This is a genomic window from Collinsella sp. SGI.033 (assembly GCF_050315135.1).
Taxonomy (GTDB): domain Bacteria; phylum Actinomycetota; class Coriobacteriia; order Coriobacteriales; family Coriobacteriaceae; genus Collinsella.
Window position 1 is genome coordinate 1 of sequence record NZ_JBNPOK010000010.1, and the last position, 24,716, is coordinate 24,716.

Sequence of the window (24,716 nt, forward strand, 5' to 3'; positions counted from 1 at the left end):
CCAATGACTGGGTCGGAAAATTTCTCAAAAAAAGTTCTTGCCCTGAGCTGATTCGTCCGTATAATAAACTTCGTTGCTTGAGAGCATGCACCTATTCCTCGGTAGCTCAATGGTAGAGCACGCGGCTGTTAACCGCGCTGTTGTAGGTTCGAGTCCTACCCGGGGAGCCAGAATTTCTCAGCCCAATCTGCTGGGCTTTAAATTCCTCGGTAGCTCAATGGTAGAGCACGCGGCTGTTAACCGCGCTGTTGTAGGTTCGAGTCCTACCCGGGGAGCCAGATTGTAAAACCCGTCGCTTTTGCGGCGGGTTTTTTCATGCCGCGATTGCTTAACGCAAACGTTGCCATATCAACATTTCGTGTCGAGGATGTAATCCCGCGACCCACCACCTCAACATGGCGCGGTCGTTGTAGAATATTGCAATGATTGCTCCCACGACATGGTGCCGCGAGCACCAGATAAGGAGATTCTTGTGTCTGAGACCATTAACGGCAGCCTGAGCGTCTCGAACGACGTTATTGCCGATATTGCCGGTTATGCCGCGATGACGTGCTATGGCGTCGTCGGTATGGCCGAGCAGCTCCAGGGCGCCGAGAGCGTGCGCCTGCTTGCCGGTCAGCGCCTCCGCAAGGGCGTGCTTGTCTCCGCCGACGAGAACGGCCTTACGGTCGACCTTCACGTCGTGCTCGAGAACGGCGTCAACATGAAGTCCGTCTGCCACAATCTTTCGAGCTCCGTTGCCTTCACCCTGCAGGAGATCGCCCAGATCGATCCCGCCAGCCTTAAGATCGGCATTCACATCGACGCGCTCAAGAGCCGTCTGAACTAGCATCCGAAAACGGAGATTCAAATACTCATGATTGTAAAGACCATTCGCACCTGTTTTCCGATCGCTGCGGCTGCCGTTTCCGACAAGGCCGAGGAGATCAATAAACTCAACGTCTTTCCCGTGCCCGACGGCGACACCGGCACCAACATGTCGCTCACGCTCGCCTCGGTGACCAAGGAGCTTTCCGCCCTTCCCGCCGATGCCGATATGGAGGCCATCGCCGGCGCCATCACCCACGGCTCCCTCATGGGCGCCCGCGGCAACTCCGGCGTTATCACCTCGCAGATCCTGCGCGGCGTGGCCGAGGGTCTCGTCTCTGCCGATGAGCCCATCACGTCTGCCGACATCGCGCATGCTTTCCGTCGCGCCGTCAAGGTCGCCTTCCAGGCCGTCCGCAAGCCCATCGAGGGCACGATTCTTACGGTCCTGCGCGACGTCTCGACCAAGGCCGACGAGTGCGAGAAGAAGAAGTTCTCGGCCGAGGACGCGCTCGACGCCATCGTCGTCGAGGCCTACCAGTCTGTGGCTCGCACGCCCGACCTGCTGCCCGTTCTGAAGGAGAACGGCGTGGTCGACTCCGGCGCCTTTGGCTTCGCCATCTTCCTGGAAAACTTTGTTGCCGCTGCTCTGGGCCGCAGCACCGTTGTCGAGGATTTCTCCACCACGTTTGATTCCGCTGGCTCTGCCCGCGATGCGGCCCTCGGTCGCGTCGAGATCGAGGCCAACGACGACTGGGAGGGCTCGGAGTTCCGCTACTGCAACGAGTTCCTCTTTAAGGCCGACGCCCCGTTTGACGAGGACGAGTGCCTTAAGTTCCTGGGTTCCATGGGCGACTGCGAGCTGCTCGTGGGCGCCTACCCCGACTACAAGATCCACGTGCACTCCAACACCCCCAACCTGGTGCTCGAGCACATGCTGCAGCTTGGCCAGATCTACGAGGTCTTTATCCACAACATGGAGATGGAGGCCCACGACCGTACCGCTAAGATCCACGAGGACCAGCAAAAGGCCGCCGAGCCCGCCAAGGCCCTGGGTTTTGTCGCCGTTGCCGCCGGTTCCGGTGAGGCCGACATCCTCAAGTCCCTCGGCGTCGACGTTGTCGTTTCGGGTGGCCAGACCATGAACCCCTCGACCGCCGACCTGCTGGGCGCGGTGGACCAGGTCAACGCGACTTCGGTCATCATCCTGCCCAATAACGGCAATATCCGTATGGCTGCCGAGGCTGCTGCTTCTGCCTGCACCGACAAAAAGGTCGCCGTGGTTCCCACCAAGACCGTTCCGCAGGCGTTCTCCGCTCTGTTCGCGGTGCTGCCCGATTCCGAGCTCGAGGACGCCGTCGCCGCCATGGTCGATGCCATCAGCGAGGTTCGCGATGGCGAGGTCACCCGTGCCGTGCGCGATTCCAGCGCCTCTGACGGCTCTCCGATTCACTCCGGTGACGTCATGGGTATCATTGCCGGCTCCATCGACGTGGTCGGCTCCGATGTGAAGCAGGTCACGCTCGACTGCATCAACCGCATGCAGGAGGAAGAGGAGGGCGACGCGCTGACGATTCTGGCCGGCGAGGAGCTGTCCGATGAGGCCTTCCAGGAGATCGTCGACGCCATCGAGGAGGCTCAGCCCGACCTGGAGATTGACGCCCATCGTGGCGAGCAGCCGCTCTATCCCGTGATCTTCTCGATCGAGTAGGCATCTGCCCATGTCCGAGCTGTGCTCCGTGCCGCGCGTCTCGGAGCGCTTTGCCCAGAGCAATGCGCTCGACGAGGATATCGCGCGACTCAAATATGTTTCGGGTAAACGTGAGGAGGCCCTTCGCCGTCTGGGAATTAGGACGGTGGGGGACCTCCTTCTCCATATCCCTCATCGATATCTGGACTTTACACGCTCCTGGTCCATCGAGATGGCGCCTATCGGTATGGTGTGCACGATCGTCGCCACGGTCGATCGTATCGTTCAAAAGCAGCCCCGCCCGCGTATGCAGGTTACCGAGGTCTCGCTTGTGGACGAGACGGGCGTGCTGCAAGTCGCTTTTTTCCGCCAGCCCTGGATTGCCCAGCAGCTCAAGCAGGGCGACCGCCTTGCCGTGATGGGTAAGGTCGAATTTGCCTACGGCTTTAAGCAGATGGCCTCGCCGCATTTCGAAAAGCTCGAGGACGGGCGTGCCGCGGGCACCATCCTTCCGGTTCACTATGTGAGCGACGGTGTGAGCCAGGCTTGGATGCGCCGTATCGTGAGCGGCGCGCTCGAGATTGTCGGCAATCCTTTCGACCCGATTCCCGCGCCCCTGCGCGCCAAGCGCCACCTTATGAGCAGCGCCCGTGCGCTGCGTTCGATTCACTTTCCCTCAAGTATGGCCGAGCGCGATATCGCGCGCGCACGGCTTGCCTATGAGGAATGCCTCTATCTCCAGCTGGCGCTTCGTCTGCGCAACGACGGCGGTATGGTCGAGGTGGTTCCCTACACCCATACCGCGGGTGGTCATTTGACGGCGCTTAGGCGGGCCCTGCCGTTTTCGCTGAGCGACGAGCAGGAGGCCGCGTTCCAAGACATCCTGCATGACATGTGCGATGGCGACCACGTGATGAACCGCTTGCTGCTGGGCGATGTCGGTACCGGCAAGACCGCCGTCGCCGCCTGCGCGCTGGCAGTCGCGGCCGATTCGGGTACCCAGTCCTGCGTCATGGCACCCACGGGCGTGCTGGCGCGTCAATATGCCGATAAGACCGGCCCTTTGCTCTCGCAGGCCGGTATGTCCTGGGCGCTCCTGACGGGTGCTACCCCGGCCGCCGAGCGCGAGCGCATCCATGCGCAGCTGCAGTCTGGTGAGCTCGATGTGCTCTTTGGTACCCATGCGGTCCTTTCGGATAACGTAACGTTTAAACATCTTTCACTCGTCGTTATCGACGAGCAGCACCGGTTTGGCGTGGGGCAGCGCAATGCCCTGCGTGCCAAAGGCCCAGGTGCGGACTTACTCGTTATGACGGCCACGCCTATTCCGCGCACACTGGCGCTTTCGGTCTATGGCGACCTGGACACGTCCATCATTCGTCATCGCCCCGTCCCCGGGGCCGGCGTCTCGACGCGCGTGCTCACCGAGTCGAGCCGCGACCTGGCCTACGGTGCCATTCGCGAGGCGCATGCCCAAGGACAGCAGGCTTACGTTATCTGCCCGCTTGTGGAGCCGAGTGACTCCGCGGACGATTTGGAAGACGTTCCCGGCATTGCTCGCGACGATGAAGGTCGCGTGACGGTGCCCGTGCCGTTACACGACACCGCGACCGAGCTCGACCGCCTGCGTCTGGCATTGCCGGGGCTTTCCGTCGAGCGTCTTCACGGCCGCATGCCGGCGGGGGAGAAGGACCGCGTGATCGACGCCTTTAAGCGCGGCGAGATCGACGTGCTCGTCTCGACTACGGTGGTCGAGGTGGGCGTCGACGTGCCCAACGCCACCGTCATGGTTATCGAGAACGGCGAGCGCTTTGGCTTGGCGGCCCTGCATCAGCTTAGAGGCCGCGTGGGCCGCGGCAGCGTGTCGGGTACGTGCCTGGTCATGACGCATTCCAAGGGCAATGGCGGTGTTTCTGCTGCGCAAGACCGCCTGCGGGCGCTCGAAAAGACCTCTGACGGTTTTGCACTTGCGCAGATGGACCTGCGCTTGCGCCACGAGGGCGAAATCTTGGGTTATCGCCAACATGGCGGTGTGACCCTGCGTTTTGTGGACCTGGACGCCGACGAGGATCTTATCGAATGGGCCCATTTGGACGCGGTCGAGCTCTTGCGGTATGCTTGCAACCTTGACTCCGTGGCGACGCGTCCCTTGCGCGATGCGGTCGCCGCGCGTTATCGACATATCTTCAAGGAGGTCAGCGGAGGATGAGAATCATCGGCGGTGAATGGCGCGGCCGCAAGATCGAAGAGCCGCGTGGGCGCGATGTCACCCGTCCCACGACCGACCGCGTGCGCGAGGCATGTGCGTCCATGGTCATGTCGGCATTCGATTTCGATCTGGACGAGGTCCGCGTGCTGGATGCCTTTGGCGGCTCCGGTGCCCTGGGAATCGAGATGCTCTCGCGCGGCGCTCGCTCGCTCATCACGTTCGAGATCGATCGCAATGCCGCCCGACTGATCACTAAGAATATCGAGTCGCTGTGTCGCGACCGTTCGCGTTGGCGCGTCGTTACCGGCGATGTGTTGGCGAGCGCCTCGCGCGGCCGTGTTCCGGGCGGCCCCTTTGATCTGGTCCTGCTCGATCCGCCCTATGCCTTTGGTGCCGAGCCGGTCGAGGAGCTGCTGCGCAATCTTGCCCAGCAGGGCTTGCTGGCACCAGGGGCCTTTGCCCTGTTTGAGCATGCCGCAAGCGACGCGGGCGCTCATCCGGCTGGTTTTGAGACCGTGCGAGAGAAACGCTACGGCATTACCTCGGTTGACTTGCTGCGCTGGGTGGCCGCGGACGAGTGCGACCATGCTAATGACAGCGATATTGACGAGGACGTGCCTTTGGAGGATACCCATGAATGACACTATCAACCGCGTGATCGTTCCGGGTACGTTTGACCCCATCACGTTTGGACACATCGATGTAATCCGCCGCGCCCGCCGCATTTTTCCCAGCGTGATTGTCGCCGTGGCGGAGTCGCAGGGCAAAAACGGCGTGGGCACCACCTTTATGCTCGATGAGCGCGTGGCGTTGGCCCGCGAGGCCCTGGGCGATATTGACGGTGTCGAGGTACTGCCCTTTACCGGCCTGTTGGTCGATTTTGCCCGTGAGCAGGGTGCGGGTGCTGTGGTCAAGGGCCTGCGCGCCATGACCGACTTTGAGTACGAGCTGCAGCAGGCGGACCTCAACTATCGCCTGGACAACGAGCTTGAGTCCATTTTTGTCATGAGTGCGCCGCAGTACGGCTATATCTCGAGCTCGGTGGTTCGTCAGATCGCATCGCTCGGAAGCGATGTGTCGACGTTTGTGCCGCCCAATGTGGTCGAAGCGCTTAAACATCGCTTTTCGTGACGTTTCATATTGCCTGATGGCATGTGGTAAACTAACACGATGACATGTTACCTATGAAAGGAGACCGGATGCCGGGCGAGAATTTTCCTGGCGACAGGATCGTGAGCCTTGTCGAGGAGCTCGAGGGGCTCATCGAAGAGGCTAAGACGCCGTTCGGCAAGAATGCCCAGATGAAGGTTATCGATGCCGACGTCTTCTTTAACATCCTTGACGAGATCCGTATGAGCTATCCCGAGGAGTGGCAGAAGTCCCGTCGCATCCTCAAGGAGCGCGACGAGCTTATGGCTTCCGCCGCCGCTCAGGCCGATTCCATCATTGCCGATGCTCAGCAGCAGGCACTCACCATTGCCGGTGAGCAGGAGATCGTCCGCTTGGCGCAGCAGCAGGCCGACGATATCCGTGATCGTGCCCAGCAGTACGAGCGCGAGACGCGCTATGCGGCCGAGGATTATGCCGAGCAGGTCTTTACGCATCTCGAGGAGAACCTCAAGAGCCTGACCGGCACCGTTACCCGTTGCCGTCAGCAGCTCAACGAGGGTGCCGCCCAGCAGAACGGTCAGTGGTAATGGCTGAGTTTCCGAGCGTTACCGTCGATCTTTCCGAGCAGCTCGAGTTTCCCGGAGACTCGTATCCGCTGACCGGCAAGGTCGATGTCGCCACCTACACGGTGGGCGAGAAGGAGTACCAGCTGCAGGACGGCATTGCTTACGACGTGGTTTTTACCAATGCGGGCACCGGTGTTCTGCTCTCCGGCATGGTTCGAGCGCACGCCACCGGCGAATGCGACCGCTGCCTTGAGCTCGCCTCGTTTGATATCGCCGGCGAGATCGAGGAGTTCTACCTCTTTGAGGAGCCCGAGGATCCCGAGGCCTACGAGGACGGTTACGAGCTTTTGGGCGAGGACCGCATTGTCGATCTGGGGGAGCCCATTAACGACGCCGTTGTCATGGACACGCCGTTTGTGGTGCTCTGCAAGCCCGATTGCCGCGGCCTGTGCCCCACCTGCGGGATCAATCTCAACGTCGAGCAATGCGATTGCGCCGCCCAGGCCGAGGCCGAATGGGCCGCTGCCACGGAAAATCCATTTGCAGCATTGAAGAATCTCAATCTTGATGAGTAAAAATGTGGTAGTATCGCTACTTGCGCGTAATCGCCACACTGGATAGTTCATAAGGAAGGTCACTATGCCCGTACCTAAACAAAAGCAGGGTCGTATCCGTACCCATACCCGTCGTTCCGCCAACATGAAGATCTCGGCTGCGGCTCAGTCCACGTGCCCCCGTTGCGGCGCTGTCAAGCTCCCGCACCACGTGTGCCCCAGCTGCGGTTTCTATAAGGACCGCGAGGTTATCGTTACCGAGTAACTGTATACTCTGGATACGATGCCGTTCCAACTGGAACCACAATGGCCGGCTCAATGAGTCGGCCATTTTTGTATAAGGAGCACTTGAAATGAGTAACGTTCGCGTTTGTGTAGACGTTGTGGGCGGAGACGAGAAGCCCCAAGTTGTCCTCGACGGTATTGAGGCCGCACTTGCCGCCGATCCCGATATCGAGGTCATTGCTGTTGGCCCCGCCGATATCGTCAACCCCTTTGCCGCGGCGCACGCGCGCGTGGAGGCTCTGGAGGCCCCCGATGTCATCGCCATGGACGACGATCCCATCCGCGCCGTGATGACCAAGCGTAAGTCTTCGATCGTGCTTGCCTGCCGTGCTATTAAGAAGGGCAACGCGGACGCGTTTTTCTCCGCGGGGTCGACCGGCGCCATGACGGCTGCCGCCACCGCCTACGTGACGCCGTTTAGATATTTGGTAGAGGGTAAGAAGCAGCCGGTGCGCCCATGCCTCACCAATGCGCTGCCCAACCGCGCCGGTGGCCTTACGGTACTGTGTGACATGGGGGCCAACCCCGATGTCGAGGTCGACGACATGGTTCGCTTTGCCCAGATGGGTGCAGCCTATGCCCGCGTGGTCCTGGGCATCGAACATCCGCGTGTGGGCCTGCTTGGCAACGGCACCGAGGACGAGAAGGGTTCTAACTTTACCAAGGCGTGCTTCCCGGCTATGAAAGCCGCGGTCCCCGGTTTTGTGGGCAACTGCGAGGGCACCGATCTTACGTCGGGCAATTTTGACGTTGTGGTCGCCGACGGCATGTCGGGCAATATTGCGCTCAAGGCAACCGAGGGCGCTGCCAAGTTTTTGCTGCAAGAGCTCAAGGGCGCCTTTATGTCTTCGCTCGGTACCAAGATCGCCGCGCTGCTCATCAAAAAGCAGATGCGCCAGATGAAAGCCAAGCTCTCGGGCGATGCCAAGGGCGGCGCGATCCTGCTGGGCCTTCGCGGCGTCGTTTTGATTGGCCATGGCGCCACGTCGGCCGAAGCCGTTAAGAACGGTACGCTCGCCGCGGCTCAGGCCGTTCGAGCCGGGCTTATCGAAAGCATTGCCAATTCCATGGAAGGTATCGTTTAGCAAGAGCTCCGTTACGTGGCTCAAGCTATGCATCGTGGGGTAGAATCGGAGCCGTGCTGCAATGCGGCTTCCGCCCGCGCGACACATTGTATTCCACGACTTATGAGAGGACGCGCTATGGATCGCTCCGAAATCTTTGACAAGATCGCCGAGGTCGCTGCCGACGTGCTGGGTGTTGACGTTGCCGAGATCAGTGATGAGACAACTTTTGACGACCTCGATGCCAATTCGCTCGAGCGCCTGCAGCTGGTGACGGCCATCGAGGACGAGTTTGACCTCGAGATCGATGACGAGACCCTGTTGTCGCTCACCTCCGTTGCCGACGCCGTCGACGCTATCGAAAACGCCAGGGAGGCCTAGGTCTTGGCTTTATCTCAACGACTCACGCGCGCTCAGGAAATCCTGGGCCATGAGTTTAATAACAAGGTGCTGCTACGCGCGGCGCTCACCCACCCCTCGGCAGTAGAGGGGCAGCCGGTCTCTGCCAGCTATGAGCGGCTTGAGTTTTTGGGTGACTCCATTCTGGGCGCCGTGGTTGCCCGTTCGCTCTTTGAGTCTTATCCCGAGTTCGATGAAGGCAAGCTCACGCGTCTGAAGGTATCGCTTGTTTCGGGTGCCACGCTGTCCGAGGTTTCGCACGAGCTGGGCATCGACGACATCATCATCTTTGGCGCCTCCGAGACCGGTACCGGCGCGCGCGGCCTTAACTCGGCGCTCGAGAACGTCTATGAGTCGCTCGTGGGTGCCTTGTACCTCGATGCCGGCTGGGATGCGGCGGCGGAGTTCATCCACCGCACGCTTAAGCCCCATTTGGCCTCAGAGCGTGCCGAGCACCCCGCGAACCCCAAGTCGTTCTTGCAGGAGTGCGTGCAGGCAGACGGTCACGAGCCCCCGGCATACAAGCTGGTAGGCTCCGAGGGCCCGGCACATGCGCCCACCTTTACCGCCGTGGTGCTTGTCGACGGTATCCGTCAGGGCCGCGGCACCGGCGCCTCTAAGAAAGAGGCCGAGGGAGCCGCTGCACTCGAGGCGCTCGACCGCATGGGTTACACCACCAACGGTGTGATTCTCAACAAGAAGCCCGTTTAAGCGAGGAACCGTGTATCTCAAGTCCCTTACGCTCAAAGGGTTCAAGTCGTTTGCCGACCGCGCCCATATGACGTTTGAGCCGGGCCTGACCGTCATCGTCGGTCCTAACGGCTCGGGAAAATCGAATATCTCCGATTCGATTCTGTGGGTACTGGGCGAGCAGAGCGCCAAGCAGCTGCGCGGCCAGGCCATGGAGGACGTCATCTTCTCGGGCTCGTCGGCGCGCAAGCCGGTGGGCGTTGCCGAGGTCACGCTGGTGCTCGATAACTCGGACCATGTGCTGCCTGTCGACTTTGATGAGGTTGCCATCACCCGCCGCATGTATCGTTCGGGCGAGAGCGAATACCTCATCAACTCGAGTCCGTGCCGCCTGATGGATATCCAGGACATTTTGCACGATTCGGGCTTGGGTAAGGATACGCATTCCATTATCAGCCAGGGCAAGCTCGATGCCATTTTGCAGAGCCGTCCCGAGGAGCGCCGCGCCCTTATCGAGGAGGCTGCCGGCATTTCCAAGCACAAGCGCCGCAAAGAGCGTGCGCTCAAAAAGATTAAGTCGATGGACGAGCACCTTACTCGTGCCCGCGACATCAATAAGGAGATTGCCCGTCAGCTGCGACCGTTGGAGCGTCAGGTCGATCGCGCGCGCAAGTACAAAGAGCTGTCCTCGCGCGCGAACGAGCTTACGCAGATGCTGGCCGTTGACGAGCTTCGTTCGCTGCAGTCGCAGTGGAACGATCTGGAGAGCCGTTCCAAAGAGGGTGCCGCCGAGCTGGAGCTTGCGCAGTACCGCTTGGGCGAAAAGGAGCGCGAGCTCGAGAAGCTCCAGGTGATGCTCGAGGAAAAGGGCCTGTTTGTGGGCGACTTGGGCGAACAGCGCCGTCATATGCAAGATGTGGTCGGCCGTATTAACTCCGATATGCGCCTGCTCGAGGAAAAGGGACACAATATGGTGTCGCGCCTGTCCGATATGCGCGGCCAGATTTCGAGCTCCGAGCATCAGCGTCGTCGCGTGGTCGAGGAGCTCGAGGATGCACGTGCCCAGCTTGAGGAAGTGACCGGTGCGCACATGCAGGCCCAGGACGACGTTGACGCCGCCGGCCCTGCCGCCGCCGAGCTCCACGAGCGCCGTGTTGCGCTCGACAATCAGATTTCGCAGCTTACGCGCGAGCAACGCGATGTGCAGCGCGTGGCCGACAAGGCTGCGCTCGAGCTTGCCAAGGTGAAAGACTCGCTGAGCAATGCCGAGGTCGAGGACAACATGTACGCCTCGCGCCTGGAGCAGATTGACGAGCAGCTCGAGGAGGTCACGGCCTCGCTCGAGAGCCGTCGCGACCGCGCCGAGGAGCTCGACGGCGCGCTCGATCAGGCTCGCCAAGCTCAGGCCGATGCGCGCCAGGCCACCGAGGTCGCCCGCGCGGCGTTGAAGGACTTGCGCGCCCGTGAGAGCGAGTCGCGCAACAAGCTGTCCGAGGTGCGCTCTGAGCTTGCGAGCCAAAAGAAGCTCGATGCCCGTATGGCCGATAGCTCGCCGTTGGTGAGCCGTCTGGTAGGGGCATTGGGCGATGACGTAACGGGCCGTCTGGGCGACGTGCTCGAGGCGCCGCGTGAGCTTGAGGGCCTGGTCGAGCAGCTGCTTGCCGGCGATATCGATGCCCTGTTGTTTGATGACGCCGCCACGCTTGAGCGTGCCGGTCGTGCGGCTTTGGACCAAAAGAAGGCCTCGGGCGAGGCACTGCTGGTGGCGCGTGGTGTGAGCGGCTCTGCTGCTGCCGAGGGTGCTGCCGGTTCGCGTCTGGTTGATCGCCTGTCCGTGCGTGCCGGTTATGGCCCGATTGTCGAGGCACTGCTCGGCGGCTATTACGTGGTCGATGACTTGCCTTGTGCGCTGGCGGCGCCAGTCGTTGACGGTGTGACCTATGTGACGCCCGATGGCGCTCGCGTGAGCTTTGGTGGCCTGGTGCGCGTGGGGCTCGATGCCGGCGAGGCCTCGGGTGCCCTGGAGCGGAAGCGCCGCATTCGCGAGCTCGAAGGCCTGGAGCCCGATTTGGCTGCCGTTTTTGAGCATGTGTCGAACCAGGTTATCGAGGCCAATGCGGCCGTCGAGGAGGCGCGTGCCGCCGAGGGTGATGCCGCCGGCGAGATCGCCCGTCTTGAGGGCGAGCGCCGCTCGCTGCTCTCCGAGATTGGCCGCCTGGAGCAAAGCGCCAACAACGCCGAGGTCGAGCGTGCGCGCATCTCCAGGCGCCGCGAGCAGGCGGCGGAGGCCGTTCGCGCCGCGCGCCCGCGCGTTGACGAGCTCACCCGTTCGCGTGACGAGGCCCGTGCGCAGGCAAGCGACCTGGGTCTCCAGATTGCCGAAGCCAACGACGAGCTCGATCGCGTGCGCCGTGACGATTCCGAGGCAGCCGGTAAGCTCGCCGATGCCAAGGTGCGCCTGGCCCAGACGAGCGAGCGCCTGCGTTCGCTGAAGGGCCGCGTGCCCGATCTGGAGCATCGCCTGGAGGGCATTGACCGCCGTATCCGCGGAACACGTCAGGCTTCGCGCTCGCTCGAGCTGCTGCGCCTGCGTGTCGATCCCATGCACGAGCGCTATTCGGCCCTGCTGGAGCGTGCGTCTGATTGGGCCGCGCGCCTGCGTGACCAGGCCTCACTCGAGGAGGCAGACTCGGCTTCGCTCAAGAAAACCATCGAGGATGCCAAGGCCGAGGTCTCCCGCGCCAAGGAGCGGGTCGATGCCGCCACGGCGACACAAAACGAGTTCAAGGTCGCGCGCGGCAAGCTCGAGGTGCAGGTAGAGGCGGCCATCAAGGCCATTACCGCCGATGGCACCACCGTGCTCGAGGAAGCGCTCATGCTTCCTGCTCCCACCGATCGCGACGCCGCCGAGCGCGAGCTCAACCAGCTCGTGCGCCAGATCAACAACCTGGGCCCTGTGAACCAGGTTGCCATGGAGGAGTACGAGCAGCTCAAGCGCCGCGCCGATTACATCGAGGAGCAGCTGGCCGATCTGGAGAGCGCGCGCAAGGCGCTCACCAAGATTACCGTGGCCATCGACCGCAAGATGCGTAAAGCCTTCCTGGTGACCTTCGAAAAGGTCGATGCGAACTTCCGCGAGATCTTCGCCATGCTGTTCCCGGGTGGCCAGGCGCATCTGGAGATGACCGACCCCGAGCACCCGGCCGAGACGGGCATCGAGGTCGTGGCGCAGCCGCGCGGCAAGCGCATCACCAAGATGATGCTCATGTCGGGCGGCGAGAAGAGCCTGACGGCGCTCGCCCTGCTCTTTGCCGTGTATCGCACGCGCACAGTGCCGTTCTATGTGCTGGACGAGGTCGAGGCGGCGCTCGATGACGCCAACCTGTCCAAGCTCATCGGCGCGCTTGACGTGCTGCGTTCCGATACGCAGCTCTTGGTTATCTCGCATCAGCGCCGTACTATGGAGGACGCTGACGTCCTCTACGGCGTCTCGATGCAAGCTGACGGCGTCAGTCGCGTCGTCTCGCAAAAACTCGATCGCGAAACCGGAAAGGTCGTGAATGCATAGTGGGATTCTTCGATGCTCTCTCGCGCGGACTTGAGCGTAGCCGCGAGGCCCTCAACGAGGTCTTTTACTTTGGCGGCGAGGTCGACGAGGATTTTTGGGAGGACCTAGAGGACACCCTCGTCATGGGTGACATGGGTGCCGAGGTCGCCATCCAGGTCTCCGACGACCTGCGCGATGCCGCGGCCAAGAAGAACCTCAAGACCGCCCCGCAGCTTCGCCGCGCCCTGGCCGAGCAGCTCGAGCAGCATTTTGTACCCGTCGAGCGCGATCCGTTCGCCGACACGCCGAGCTGCGTGCTGTTTGTGGGCATCAACGGTGCCGGCAAGACCACTACGGTCGGCAAGATCGCGAGCGCCATGGCTGCCCGTGGCAAGAACGTCGTGATCGGCTCGGCCGATACCTTCCGCGCTGCCGCCATCGAACAGCTCGATGTGTGGGGCCAGCGAGCCGGCGTCCCCGTCATAAAGCGCGACCGCGGCTCAGACCCGGCAAGCGTTTGCTACGACGTGCTCGACGAGGCCGATAAGCGCGGCAGCGACCTGGTGCTCATCGACACCGCCGGTCGTCTGCACACGAGCCCCGAGCTCATGCGCGAGCTTGCCAAGGTAGTCAACGTGACGCGTAAGCGCGCCGCCAATATGGCCGCCGGTCCCATGCCCGTCTCGGTCGTCCTCGTGATCGATGCCGCGACGGGCCAAAATGGCCTGAACCAGGCGCTCGAGTTTAATGAGGCGCTGGGTCTGGACGGTATTATCATGACTAAGCTCGACGGCACGGCAAAGGGCGGTATCGCCATGGCCGTGGCCGAGAAGCTCAAGCTCCCGATCCTGCGCGTGGGCGTGGGCGAGCAGGTCGATGACCTGCAGGAGTTTAATGCCAAAGATTTCTGCCGCGCCCTGGTGGGCGAGTCCAACTAAGGAGTGACCAGTGTTTGATTCTCTGAGCGATCGCCTCAACGACACATTTGACCGCCTGCGCGGCAAGGGCAAGCTGACCGAGGCCGACATCACCTCGGCCATGCGCGACATTCGCATGGCGCTGCTCGAGGCCGACGTCAACTTTAAGGTCGTCAAGGAGTTTGTCGCCAAGACCAAGGAGCGCTGCATGACCGCCGAGGTCATGGAATCGCTGACGCCGGCGCAAAACGTCGTCAAGATCGTGCTCGACGAGCTCACCGAGATGCTCGGCTCCACCGAGAGCAAGCTCGTCTTTAGCAACCGCATTCCCAACGTCATTATGCTCGTGGGCCTGCAGGGCTCCGGTAAGACCACGGCGGCTGTAAAGCTAGCATACCTGCTCAAGAAGCAGGGCCGCTCGCCGCTGCTCGCCGCGTGCGACGTCTACCGTCCCGCCGCTGCCGACCAGCTGGCCACGCTTGGTGGAGAGATCGGCGTGCCGGTCTTCCGCGGTGACGGCGAGCACCCGGTCGATATTGCCAAGGGCGCCATCCAGGAGGCCGTCGACCACCTGCGCGATGTGGTCATCGTCGATACCGCCGGTCGTCTGCAGATCGACGAGCAGATGATGCAGGAGGCCGTGGACATCAAGAAGGCCGTCAGGCCCGATCAGGTGCTGATGGTCGTCGATGCCATGACCGGCCAGGATATCGTCAACGTTGTCTCGACCTTCGCCGAGCGCACCGACTTTGACGGCGTGATCATCTCCAAGCTCGACGGCGATGCCCGTGGCGGCGGCGCGCTTTCGGTGCGCCAGGTGACCGGCAAGCCCATCAAGTTCGTGAGCATGGGCGAGAAGCCCGATTCGCTGGAGCCGTTCTATCCCGATCGCATGGCCAAGCGCATCTTGGGCATGGGCGACGTCGTCGGCATTATCGAGAAAGCCCAGGAGGCAGCCGATGCCGAGCAGCTCGAGGCTGCCGAGCGCATGCTGCGCGAGGGCTTTACCATGAACGACATGCTCGACCAGATGAAGGCCGTCAAGAAGATGGGCGGTATGAAGGGCATTCTGGGCATGCTTCCCGGCGGCCAGCGCGCGCTCAACCAGATGGGCGGCAACCTGGATGAGGGCATCTTCGATAAGAACGAGGCCATCATCATGTCGATGACCAAGGAGGAGCGCCTGCGCCCTTCCATCATCAACGGCCAGCGTCGCGCCCGCATCGCCAAGGGTGCCGGCGTGACCCCCACCGAGGTCAATAGCCTTATGAAGCAGTGGGGCGAGATGAACAAGATGATGGGCCGCATGCGCTCGATGGCCAACCAGGCGCAAGCCGGCGGCAAGAAGGGCAAGAAGGGTAAAAAAGGCAAAAAGATGCGCATGCCCAACATTCCCGGTCTGGATGCCATGGGCCTGGGCAGCATGGGCGGCCTGGGTGGCATGGGAACAGGTGGTCCCAAGTCCGATATGGACCTGCTGCGCCAGATGGAAGCGCAGATGCGTAATAAAAAGTAACGACTGGTTGAGTCGAGTATGGCGAAGGCCGCCTGGATGGTACTCCAGGCGGCCTTCGCCGTTCGTTCGCAGGTTTTCTCACGCGCGGAAGCGTGTTGGCGTTGAGGTGCTTGCCACTAGTGGCAGCCGCAGCCCTCGTGCCCATCATGGTCGTGGTGGCCGTGGCAGCTGCAGGACTCGCCATGCTCGTGGGCGTGCTCGTGCCCATGGCAGTCGCAGGTGGCCTCGCCGGTCTGCGCGAGCGTGCCGGCAATGAGGGCCTCGACGCAGGCGTCGCAGCTGCCCTGGGCGCCCGCATAGACCGTGATGCCTGCCTGGGTGAGCGCGTTGATGGCGCCGCCGCCGATACCGCCGCAGATGAGCGTATCGACGCCACCGTTGGCGAGCAGACCCGCTAGGGCGCCGTGACCAGTGCCGCCGGTGCCTACGACCTGCTCGTTGAGCACCTTGCCATCCTGGATGTCATAGATTTTGAACTGCTCACTGCGGCCAAAGTGCATAAAGATGTTGCCGTTGTCGTACGTCGTTGCCACCCTCATGGTGCCGACCTCCTTTGCTGGCCATATGGCCGTCGTCGTAGGTGTAGGGGAGTATGCGATATTGCCGCCCTCGATTCTAAGTGCTCGCCCGTTGACCAGCGCGTTTGCCACCTTGCGATGCGCGCGGCTGCAGATGGCCGCCACGGTGGCACGGGCGATGCCCATTTGCTGGGCGACGGCCTCCTGATTGAGGCCTTCCAGGTCGCAAAGCCGTAGGACTTCGAGCTCATCGACCGTCATGTCGATGGCGTCGCCGCTGGCAAGGCCGTCAGGGGTGAAGCCGCGATATTCGGGAATGATCCCAACGCGGCGCAATTTTTCGCGTCTTCCTGCCATACACTCTCCAAATCTGACATATGTCAACAATAGGATAGCGCGTATGCGGAGCCGCTCAAGCTATTTTTGGCATATGTCAAAAAAGCTAAAGGTGCAGCATTTGCGAATGCGGAGCCGTACTGCCGTGCATTGCGTGTGCCGCCCCAAGTGTGCAATTCGATGCTGCGCGCCTGGGCTACAATAAAAATCGCTTATAGGCGACTGACAGGAGGGTCAATGAGCAAAGCTGATCAACAGTTTGTAGCCATGTGCCGCGATATTCTGGACCATGGCACCACTACCGAGGGCCAAAAGGTTCGTCCGGTGTGGGAGGACGGCACCCCTGCCTATACCATTAAAAACTTTGGTGTCACGGCACGCTACGACCTGCGTGAGGAGTTTCCGGCGCTTACCCTGCGTCGTACGGCCCTCAAATCTGCCATGGACGAGATCTTGTGGATCTATCAAAAGAAGTCCAATAACGTGCATGACCTCAACAGCCATATTTGGGATGAGTGGGCCGACGAGACCGGTTCCATCGGCAAGGCCTATGGGTATCAGATTGGGCAGAAGAGCCATTATGCCGAGGGTGACTTTGACCAGATGGACCGGGTGCTGTACGACCTTAAGCACACGCCGTACAGCCGTCGCATCATGACCAACACGTATGTGTTTAGCGACCTGTCCGAGATGCACCTGTATCCGTGCGCCTACAGCGTGACCTATAACGTCACGCAGCGCCCGCAGGACGATAAGCCAACACTCAACATGATTCTCAACCAGCGCAGCCAGGACATTTTGGCCGCGAACAACTGGAATGTGTGCCAGTACGCCATTTTGCTGATGATGGTCGCGCAGTCGGTCGATATGATCGCGGGCGAGTTGCTGCATGTGATCGCCGATGCCCATATTTACGACCGTCATGTCGATATCGTCCGCGAGCTTATCGAGCGTCCGCAGTTTGCGGCTCCTAAGGTAACGCTCAACCCCGATGTGCATGATTTCTACGCGTTTACGACTGATGATCTGATCGTTGAGGGCTATGAGCACGGCCCGCAGGTCAAGAACATCCCCATTGCGGTGTAGGTGACGCGCATGACGTGTAAGCTTTCTGCCATTGTCGCCGTGTGCGATGACTGGGGCATTGGGTGCGAGGGTGACATGGTCGTGTCCAACCGTGCCGACATGCGCCATTTTGTGGCGTGCACCAAGGGTTGTCCGGTCATTATGGGACGCAAGACCCTGCTGAGTTTTCCCGGCGGGCGTCCGCTCAAGAACCGCCGCAACATTGTGCTCACGCGCGACGAGGGCTTTGCCCCCGAGGGTGTCGACGTAGTGCATAGCGTTGACGAGGCCTTGGCCGCGGTTGCCGATGAGCCCGTTGCCTGGGTGATCGGTGGCGGCGATGTCTATCGGCAGTTTCTGCCGTACTGCGTGGAGGCCGAGGTCACGCACAACCATTGCACCCATGCCGTGGACACGTATTTTCCCAATTTGGATGTCGATCCTGCGTGGGAAGTTGTGCGGCGCGACGGGGTTGCCACGATTGCCGCGGGCGAGGGTGACGAAGGCCTCGATTATGAGTTTGTGACATATCGTCGTGTTGATGCTTAAATCGTCTGGCGTGAACGGTATCACCGGGTTGATTGAATGCATGGGGCGGCGCTTAGCGTCGCCTCGTTTGGTATAGATGTGCTGTAAAGAAGGGTACGGGCTGGCTGCTATGACTGATGCCGTTGAGGTGCTGCGAATCGATTCCCTTAATGATGAGCGGCTCGACGCCTACGTGCGACTGACGGAGCGCGAGCTGCGCTGCGTGCTGGAGCCGCAAAAGGGCATCTTTATCGCCGAGAGCGCCAAGGTCATCGAGCGCGCGGTGCGTGCCGGATACGAGCCGGTGAGCTTTCTTTTGGGTGAGCGCTGGCTCGATCAGATGATGCCGCTGTTCGAGCGTCTGGTTGTACGCGAGGGCGCAGGTCCGGTTCCTGTGTTCGTGGCCTCCATGGAGCTCATGGAGCAGTTGACGGGCTTTAACGTGACGCGCGGTGCGCTCGCGGCGTTCCGTCGCCCGCGTCAGATTCCGGTTGATGAGTTCTTGGACGGCGTCGTCGAGGTGGCGGGTGAGCGCCCGGTGCGCGTGTGCGTGCTCGAGGGTATTGTCGACCATACTAATGTGGGTGCGATTTTCCGCTCGGCGGCAGCGTTGAATGTCGATGGCATTTTGGTGAGCCCCACTTGCTGTGACCCGCTGTACCGCCGCTCGGCCCGCGTGAGCATGGGCACGGTGTTCCAGGTGCCCTGGACGCGCATTGGCAGCGAGGCGCGCGTATGGCCGCATGATGGGCTGGCGGCGCTGCACGATGCCGGCTTTTCGTGTGCCGCCATGGCATTGACGGATGATTCGGTGTCGTTGGACGATCCCGCGTTGCGGGAGATTGACCGGTTGGCGATCTTTATGGGCACCGAGGGCGCCGGCCTGGGCGCCAAGACCATCGCGGGCTGTGACCGGGCTGTGCGTATTCCGATGGCGCACGGGGTCGATTCGCTCAACGTGGCCGCGGCGAGTGCTGTCGCTTTTTGGCAGTTGTGTCCGCACGTGAGCAACGAGTATCACTACCAGCCGGGACTGTATCACTAGGCAGATATTTTGCACCGGGCTCTGAGTCCGGGTGTTTCGGTTGACGCCGGTCGGTGCTAAGCTGGTGTCGGCTTTGGTCATAAAATTGACGTTTTGTTGTTTGACGTGCGCTGGTGGGGAGGGCGTGTGGCTAAGAAATCTACGGCTATCGATGTAACACAGGGTGTTATTTGGCAGCAGTTGCTTTCGCTGTGCGTTCCCATCTTTTTTAGTTCGTTTTTTCAGCAGGCCTACACACTTATCGGTACCTATATCGTCGGTCAGTTTGGCGGCAAGCTCGCGTTGGGCGGCATCCAGGCCACGATGGTGCTCACGGAGCTCTGCATCGGTTTTTGCGTCGGTGTTGGCGCCGGCTGTGCTGTTATTACGGGTCAGTATTTTGGCCAGCACGATGATGAGCGACTGAGTCGTTCGGTCCATACGGCCATGACGCTCGCTCTGGTGGGCGGTATCGTTGTCTCGATTCTGGGCATAGTGTTCGTTGAGCCCATGCTGGTGCTTATGAATACGCCGCATGAACTATTAGCCGAGGGTGTGGCCTATGCTCGTTGCTATTTTGCCGCCATGGTTGCGGCGCTGCTGCTCAATATGGGAACGGCACTGCTGCGCGCCGTGGGCGACACGCGTGGACCTGCCGTGATCATCGCTTCCGGCTGCCTCGTTAATGTGGTGCTGGATGTCATCTTCGTTGCCGTGCTGCATATGGAGGCTCTGGGCTGCGGCATTGCGGTGGCGCTGACCATTTGCTCCAACGCCACGATGATCGTGATTCGCATGATGCGCGCACCGGGTGCGTGGCGGCTTTCACTGTCCAAACTCGGCATTGATCCTGGTATTTGCAAGAGCATGATCTCGTGTGGTCTACCGCTTGGCTTTCAGTCTGCTGCGTATTCGATTTCCAACGTTTTGATTCAGGTGTCGGTCAACTCGTTTGGTGCCGATGTCACCACGGCTTGGGGTCTTTCGGGCCGCTTAGATGGCATTGTCTGGATGGTTACCGAGGCGCTTGGCGTGTCGATCACCACGTTCTCGGCACAGAACTTTGGCGCGCGCAACTACGAGCGCATGCGCAAGGGCTACCATACGTCGCTCGTGCTGTCGTTTATGCTCATTGGTGGCCTGTCTGCCGTGCTGCTGGTGTTCTCGGGTCCTCTGTCGCGTCTGTTTGTCGACGATGCTTCGATCTCGGCCTACACCACGACCATCATCCATTTTATTGCGCCGTTCTATGCGATTTTCTCGATTATCGAAAACGCGTCGGGCTCCATTCGCGGTGCCGGCGTGAGCTTGCAGCCCATGATTCTCACGATTTTCGGCACCGTCGTGCTCAGGGTGATCTGGGTGTTTGCGATCATGCCTTTCGATCCGTCGCTTGAGCTCCTGCTGCTGGTTTACCCCGTAACCTGGCTCATCACGGCCACGATGTTCACCATCTACCACCACAGCGGCAACTGGCTAGGCCGCGCTACTGCCTAATGATCCGTATGAGACGGAGGAAAACGGATCATTGCTCTCCGTGGTGATGTCGATGATTCGTTTTCCTCCGTCCCCTTTGGATCAATTAGTATTCGATGCCTTGGCGGGCTAGGAGGCCTTCGTCGAAGTAGTGTTTGACGGGGCGCATTTCGGTTACGAGGTCGGCAAGGTCGGCGAGGGGCAGCAAGCCGCGGCCAGTGAGCACGAGCTCCGTGGTGGTTGGTTTCATAGCGATCAACGCTTCGACATCTTCGCGCGTCACAAAGCCCCGTCGCATGGCTTCTCCCAGCTCATCCAAGATCAGCACGTCGACTTGGCTAATCTGCTCGCGCGCCAGCTCCATGATCTGTGCGGCACAGGCTTCGGGCGTGTCGCGGTCGGCTTGTACGATGCAAAGCCCCAATTGAGGAGCTGCGTCATGTTCGGCGCAGTGCAGCTTCTTGGCAAACTGAAGCATGAGCACGTTAAGTCCATAGCCCGTGGCGCGCAGCGCGAGCCCCAGCGCAGCCGTCGTCTTGCCCTTGCCGTCGCCCGTATAGATTTGAACCTTGCCGACTTCCAGTGATGCCATCTCTGTCCTTTCGTGCCCGGTGTCGGTTTATCGCCGGCCGGGTGGGGTATTCTAGTTAGCATTATCAACCCCAGTAGATGGAGTTCAAGCAGATGGAGATGGATGACAACAAACGTAGACGGAATATGATCCTCTACGTGCTCATCGCCTTCGTCGTCTACCTCGTGCTCTCGACCGTTCTGTTCCCCAACATCGGTCACACGCAGCAGATTACGAAGACCGATTACTCGACGTTTGTCAAAGCGCTCGACAAGAAGAGCGTCGATAAGGTCGAGTACAACACGGACGATTACTCGATTTATTACACCAAGAAGGGCGAGGACGAGAACATCGCCTACAAGACGACCGGTGTGCCGAATGATGCGGGCTTTACCGATCGCGTGCTTGAATCTGGCGCCTCGCTTGAGTCGGTCGTTCCCGATAAGAACTCGGGTCTGATGACTTACTACCTGCTCACCCTCATTCTTCCCATGGCGATTTTCTTCCTGATCGGCTGGTGGCTCAACCGCCGCATGAAGAAGGCCATGGGTGATGACGGTCCGTCGATGAACTTTGGCGGCGGCGGTTTTGGCGGCGGTGGACTGGGTAAGTCCGGCGCGCGCGTGATTGCCTCCAAGGACGTGGGCGTGACCTTTAAGGATGTTGCTGGCCAGGAAGAGGCCAAGGAGTCCCTCAAGGAGGTCGTCGACTTTCTGGAGAAGCCGCAGCGCTACGAGGAGATTGGCGCCAAGCTGCCGCGCGGTGCCCTCCTTGTCGGCCCTCCGGGTACCGGTAAAACCCTGCTTGCCAAGGCTGTGGCCGGCGAGGCAGGTGTGCCGTTCTTTAGTATTTCGGGCTCTGAGTTTGTTGAGATGTTCGTCGGCCGCGGCGCCGCCAAGGTTCGCGATCTGTTTAAGCAGGCCAAGGAAAAGGCCCCGTGCATCGTCTTTATCGATGAGATCGATACCATCGGCAAGAAGCGCGACGGCGGCGGCTTTAGTGGCAACGACGAGCGCGAGCAGACGCTCAACCAGCTGCTGACCGAGATGGACGGCTTCGATAACCACAAGGGTATCGTCGTCCTCGCTGCCACCAACCGTCCCGACAGCCTTGACCCGGCTCTGTTGCGCCCCGGTCGTTTTGATCGCCGCATCCCCGTTGAGCTGCCCGACCTGACCGGCCGTAAGAACATTCTTGAGCTGCACGCCAAGAGCGTGAAGACGCAGCCGCCGATCGACCTGACCGCGATTGCCCGCGCCACGCCCGGTGCCTCGGGCGCCGACCTGGCCAACATTATCAACGAGGGTGCCCTGCGAGCCGTCCGCGAGGGTCGCAAGCGCGCCACGCAGGACGATTTTGAGGAGTCGGTGGAGGTCGTCATCGCCGGTCAGCAGCGCAAGTCCACGGTGCTGTCCGACCACGAGAAGCAGGTCGTTTCTTATCACGAGATCGGTCATGCCATCGTTGCCGCTCGCCAGAAGGGCTCTGCGCCGGTCACGAAGATCACCATCGTGCCGCGCACGAGCGGTGCTCTGGGCTACACCATGCAGGTCGAGGAGGACGAGCGCTTCCTGACCACGCGCCAGGAGATCCTGGACAAGCTCGCCGTCTATTGCGGTGGCCGTGCAGCCGAGGAGCTCATCTTTGGCGAGATGACGACCGGCGCCGCCAACGATATCGAGCAGGCCACCAAGCTCGCCCGTAACATGGTGACGCGCTTTGGTATGTCCGATGAGTTTGGCATGATGGCGCTCGGTACCGTGCAGAACGCGTACCTTAACCAGGATACGTCGCTCACCTGCGCCCCCGGTACGGCCGAGCGCGTGGACGCGATTGTCGCCAAGCTGATCGAGGATGCGCACGACCGCGCCCTGCAGATCCTGAAGGAGAACAAGTTTAAGCTCCACGAGCTGGCTCGTTATCTGTACAAGAAGGAGACGATCACGGGCGAGGAGTTTATGAATCTCCTCACGCGTGAGAATCCGCTGATGCCAAAGCAGCAGTAATACTAGTTGCGCAGTGCTTTCGCCCCATTTGAGTGTCCACCTCAAATGGGGCGTTTTGCTTGGGAAGGGTTGTATATGAAGATCGTGGTAAGTGCCTGCTTGATGGGCGAGAGCTGCAAGTATAACGGGCTCGATAATTACCATCGCGAGCTGGTCGAGGCTTGTGAGCGCACGGGAACCGAGGTCCTGTTGGTATGCCCCGAGGTTTTTGGTGGCTTGCCCACACCGCGCAAGCCGTCCGAGATTGTGAACGGCGAGGTCCGTACCCGCGAGGGCGCCTCGGTCGATCGTGAGTTTCGCCTGGGTGCTGAGCGTGCACTCGACATGTGCGAGCAGGCGGGTGGGCCGGAAGAGATCGCCGCGTGCATCTTACAGGACCGTAGTCCCTCGTGCGGTGCAGGTCGCATCTACGATGGCACCTTTAGCGGCACGCTCACTGCGGGCAACGGTGTCTTCGTCGACCTGCTGCTGCGTCACGGGTACCGTGTGATTCCCGCAAGTGAATTTGACCCGAGCATGTTGGAATAGCAAAAGAATGGGGTAGCCATCATTTGAATGGCTACCCCATTTGCTGTCGAGATAAACTATTTCACCAATTAGAGATGGCGTTTGCCCAGATAAAACCTGACAAAATAAACCTGTCCCTTTTTGGTAGGTTAGGCGAGGAGGGTGTGGCCGTAGGCGTTGGCTGCCTTGATGGCGGCGGCGAACTTCTCGTCGGTGAAGGGCTCGGGGTTACCCTGCTTCCACTCGTTGGTGGCGTGCGCGTACTTGCACAGGGCAGGGATATCGGCCTCGGAAAGCCCGACCTGCTCAAGCGTCACGGGCAGGCCCATCTGCTTGTTAAAGGCGGCATAGCGCTCAAGGTTCTCGGTGTCGCCCGTGTAGGCGAACAGCACCAGCACGCCCAGGCTTACGACCTCGCCGTGCAGGTAGGTGCCCTCACGCGGAATGCTGCAAGTGGCGTTGTAGAACGCGTGTGCGACGCTCGAGTTGTAGTAGTAATCGTTCTGGTTGGTCAGGTTCGAGACATATCCCGTGTTGACCACGATGTCGAGCGCGATCTGCTTGACGGCCTCGCTCGACAGGTCCTGGCGCACGTCCTCAAGACCCTGGACGCCATAGGTAAACAGCGGCTCGGAGCAGGTGTGGGCGAGTGCCAGGCCAAGACCGGCGGTGTGCTCCAAATTTCCGGCGCTTGTGGCGTACTCGACCTCGGGCTGCTTGGACAGGGCATCGCCTACGCCGGCCCAGAAGTACTCTGCCGGTGCCTCGGCGATGATCTTGGGGTTGATGAAGATGTGCGCCGGTCGGTTGGGGTACGAATAGCCCTCGAGCGAGCCGTCGTCGTTGTAGACAACGGCAATGGCGGTCGCGGCGGAGCAGTTGGAGCAGATCGTCGGCACCGTAAAGACGATCTTCTTGAGCTCGATAGCTGCGGTCTTCACGGTGTCGAGTGCCTTGCCGCCGCCGCAGGCGATAAGCACGTCGGCTTCCTGGCAGGCGGGGGAGTTTACGACCTTGGCGATATTGGCGCGTGTGCTGTTGGTGCCGTAGACGCGCGTCTCCAGAACCTCGACGCCGGTGCCTGCCAGCGCGGCTTCGATACCGGGAAGTGCTGCAGCCAGTGCTCGCTTGCCACCGATGATTGCGACCTTGGTCGCTCCGTATTCGGCCAGCGCGCCGGGCAACTCGTCGAAGCAGTCCTCGCCGACGGTATAGTCGCTCATTCCGATCGTGCGCATAGCAACCTTCTTTCGTTCGATAAAGTGCTTTCAGGTATTTTGCTCCTAGAGAAGGTCCACAGCCGCGAGAAATTTCGAACGTATAAAACCAGT

The 24,716-nt window shown here is 60.9% G+C and carries 23 protein-coding genes and 2 tRNA genes; 22 read left to right on the forward strand and 3 right to left on the reverse strand.

Translation table 11 applies throughout. From position 1 onward, the window contains the following. The first annotated feature begins 95 nt into the window (after positions 1–95). From ACQRC0_RS04515 to ffh, 16 genes are all read left to right on the forward strand, one after another. Positions 96–170, forward strand: a tRNA-Asn gene (locus tag ACQRC0_RS04515). A gap of 33 nt (positions 171–203) precedes the next feature. Next, positions 204–278 (forward strand) — tRNA-Asn (locus ACQRC0_RS04520). 161 nt (positions 279–439) lie between these two features. Continuing rightward, positions 440–829 carry an Asp23/Gls24 family envelope stress response protein gene (locus ACQRC0_RS04525; protein WP_187361832.1) on the forward strand — a complete coding sequence of 130 codons (390 nt, stop codon included), beginning with the start codon at positions 440–442 and terminating at the stop codon, positions 827–829. A 27-nt stretch (positions 830–856) separates the two neighbouring features. Continuing rightward, positions 857–2,518 (forward strand): DAK2 domain-containing protein, encoded by a 1,662-nt coding sequence (locus ACQRC0_RS04530; RefSeq protein WP_427728121.1) that lies wholly within the window; start codon positions 857–859, stop codon positions 2,516–2,518. A 10-nt stretch (positions 2,519–2,528) separates the two neighbouring features. Then, positions 2,529–4,706, forward strand: a complete 2,178-nt coding sequence (gene recG / locus ACQRC0_RS04535) for an ATP-dependent DNA helicase RecG (RefSeq protein WP_427728123.1) — start codon at positions 2,529–2,531, stop codon at positions 4,704–4,706. Continuing rightward, a complete protein-coding gene (gene rsmD / locus ACQRC0_RS04540) occupies positions 4,703–5,347 on the forward strand; it encodes a 16S rRNA (guanine(966)-N(2))-methyltransferase RsmD (RefSeq protein ID WP_154515437.1) in 645 nt (214 codons plus the stop codon). The genes recG and rsmD overlap by 4 nt, the downstream gene beginning before the upstream one ends. Then, on the forward strand, positions 5,340–5,837 hold the full coding sequence (gene coaD, locus ACQRC0_RS04545; RefSeq protein ID WP_154515440.1) for a pantetheine-phosphate adenylyltransferase: 498 nt from the start codon (positions 5,340–5,342) through the stop codon (positions 5,835–5,837). Before rsmD ends, coaD begins: the two co-directional genes overlap by 8 nt. 68 nt (positions 5,838–5,905) lie before the next feature. Further along, positions 5,906–6,403 (forward strand): ATPase, encoded by a 498-nt coding sequence (locus ACQRC0_RS04550; protein ID WP_154515443.1) that lies wholly within the window; start codon positions 5,906–5,908, stop codon positions 6,401–6,403. Then, entirely contained in the window at positions 6,403–6,957 is a 555-nt protein-coding gene (locus ACQRC0_RS04555; protein WP_154515446.1) for a YceD family protein, read from the forward strand. Before ACQRC0_RS04550 ends, ACQRC0_RS04555 begins: the two co-directional genes overlap by 1 nt. A gap of 64 nt (positions 6,958–7,021) precedes the next feature. Further along, the gene (rpmF, locus tag ACQRC0_RS04560) at positions 7,022–7,201 is read left to right on the forward strand and encodes a 50S ribosomal protein L32 (RefSeq protein WP_022094017.1); all 180 of its coding nucleotides are present in this window, start codon (positions 7,022–7,024) and stop codon (positions 7,199–7,201) included. An 88-nt stretch (positions 7,202–7,289) separates the two neighbouring features. Next, on the forward strand, positions 7,290–8,306 hold the full coding sequence (gene plsX, locus ACQRC0_RS04565; protein ID WP_154515449.1) for a phosphate acyltransferase PlsX: 1,017 nt from the start codon (positions 7,290–7,292) through the stop codon (positions 8,304–8,306). Between the two features lie 117 nt (positions 8,307–8,423). After that, on the forward strand, positions 8,424–8,666 hold the full coding sequence (locus ACQRC0_RS04570; protein ID WP_154515452.1) for an acyl carrier protein: 243 nt from the start codon (positions 8,424–8,426) through the stop codon (positions 8,664–8,666). A 3-nt stretch (positions 8,667–8,669) separates the two neighbouring features. After that, positions 8,670–9,395, forward strand: coding sequence for a ribonuclease III (gene rnc, locus ACQRC0_RS04575; protein WP_154515455.1), 726 nt, complete (start codon positions 8,670–8,672; stop codon positions 9,393–9,395). A gap of 10 nt (positions 9,396–9,405) precedes the next feature. Beyond that, positions 9,406–12,942, forward strand: coding sequence for a chromosome segregation protein SMC (gene smc, locus ACQRC0_RS04580; RefSeq protein ID WP_427728125.1), 3,537 nt, complete (start codon positions 9,406–9,408; stop codon positions 12,940–12,942). Further along, entirely contained in the window at positions 12,942–13,859 is a 918-nt protein-coding gene (gene ftsY / locus ACQRC0_RS04585) for a signal recognition particle-docking protein FtsY (RefSeq protein WP_271807278.1), read from the forward strand. The genes smc and ftsY overlap by 1 nt, the downstream gene beginning before the upstream one ends. A 10-nt stretch (positions 13,860–13,869) precedes the next feature. Beyond that, positions 13,870–15,354, forward strand: coding sequence for a signal recognition particle protein (ffh, locus tag ACQRC0_RS04590; RefSeq protein WP_427728127.1), 1,485 nt, complete (start codon positions 13,870–13,872; stop codon positions 15,352–15,354). 116 nt (positions 15,355–15,470) lie between these two features. On the opposite strand, the gene ACQRC0_RS04595 is transcribed toward ffh, so the two are convergent. After that, positions 15,471–16,229: a NifB/NifX family molybdenum-iron cluster-binding protein gene (locus tag ACQRC0_RS04595; protein WP_427728129.1), complete on the reverse strand. Its 759-nt coding sequence runs from the start codon at positions 16,227–16,229 to the stop codon at positions 15,471–15,473. Positions 16,230–16,445: 216 nt separating this feature from the next. On the opposite strand from ACQRC0_RS04595, the gene thyA reads away from it, so the two are divergent. From thyA to ACQRC0_RS04615, 4 genes are all read left to right on the forward strand, one after another. Further along, a complete protein-coding gene (thyA, locus tag ACQRC0_RS04600) occupies positions 16,446–17,294 on the forward strand; it encodes a thymidylate synthase (protein WP_154515464.1) in 849 nt (282 codons plus the stop codon). Between the two features lie 9 nt (positions 17,295–17,303). Then, positions 17,304–17,822, forward strand: coding sequence for a dihydrofolate reductase (locus tag ACQRC0_RS04605; RefSeq protein WP_427728132.1), 519 nt, complete (start codon positions 17,304–17,306; stop codon positions 17,820–17,822). Positions 17,823–17,931: 109 nt separating this feature from the next. Next, positions 17,932–18,846, forward strand: coding sequence for a TrmH family RNA methyltransferase (locus ACQRC0_RS04610; RefSeq protein ID WP_427728133.1), 915 nt, complete (start codon positions 17,932–17,934; stop codon positions 18,844–18,846). 126 nt (positions 18,847–18,972) lie between these two features. Further along, a complete protein-coding gene (locus ACQRC0_RS04615) occupies positions 18,973–20,322 on the forward strand; it encodes an MATE family efflux transporter (protein ID WP_427728135.1) in 1,350 nt (449 codons plus the stop codon). Positions 20,323–20,407: 85 nt separating this feature from the next. Here the strand turns inward: ACQRC0_RS04615 and ACQRC0_RS04620 are convergent, their stop codons facing one another. After that, the gene (locus tag ACQRC0_RS04620) at positions 20,408–20,893 is read right to left on the reverse strand and encodes a cob(I)yrinic acid a,c-diamide adenosyltransferase (protein ID WP_427728136.1); all 486 of its coding nucleotides are present in this window, start codon (positions 20,891–20,893) and stop codon (positions 20,408–20,410) included. Positions 20,894–20,985: 92 nt separating this feature from the next. On the opposite strand from ACQRC0_RS04620, the gene ftsH reads away from it, so the two are divergent. Continuing rightward, complete coding sequence (ftsH, locus tag ACQRC0_RS04625) at positions 20,986–22,878, forward strand: ATP-dependent zinc metalloprotease FtsH (protein WP_195838531.1); 1,893 nt, start codon at positions 20,986–20,988, stop codon at positions 22,876–22,878. A 75-nt stretch (positions 22,879–22,953) separates the two neighbouring features. After that, entirely contained in the window at positions 22,954–23,406 is a 453-nt protein-coding gene (locus tag ACQRC0_RS04630; RefSeq protein ID WP_427728138.1) for a DUF523 domain-containing protein, read from the forward strand. A 128-nt stretch (positions 23,407–23,534) separates the two neighbouring features. Here the strand turns inward: ACQRC0_RS04630 and ACQRC0_RS04635 are convergent, their stop codons facing one another. Next, positions 23,535–24,623 carry an iron-containing alcohol dehydrogenase family protein gene (locus ACQRC0_RS04635; RefSeq protein ID WP_427728140.1) on the reverse strand — a complete coding sequence of 363 codons (1,089 nt, stop codon included), beginning with the start codon at positions 24,621–24,623 and terminating at the stop codon, positions 23,535–23,537. Positions 24,624–24,716 lie beyond the last annotated feature (93 nt).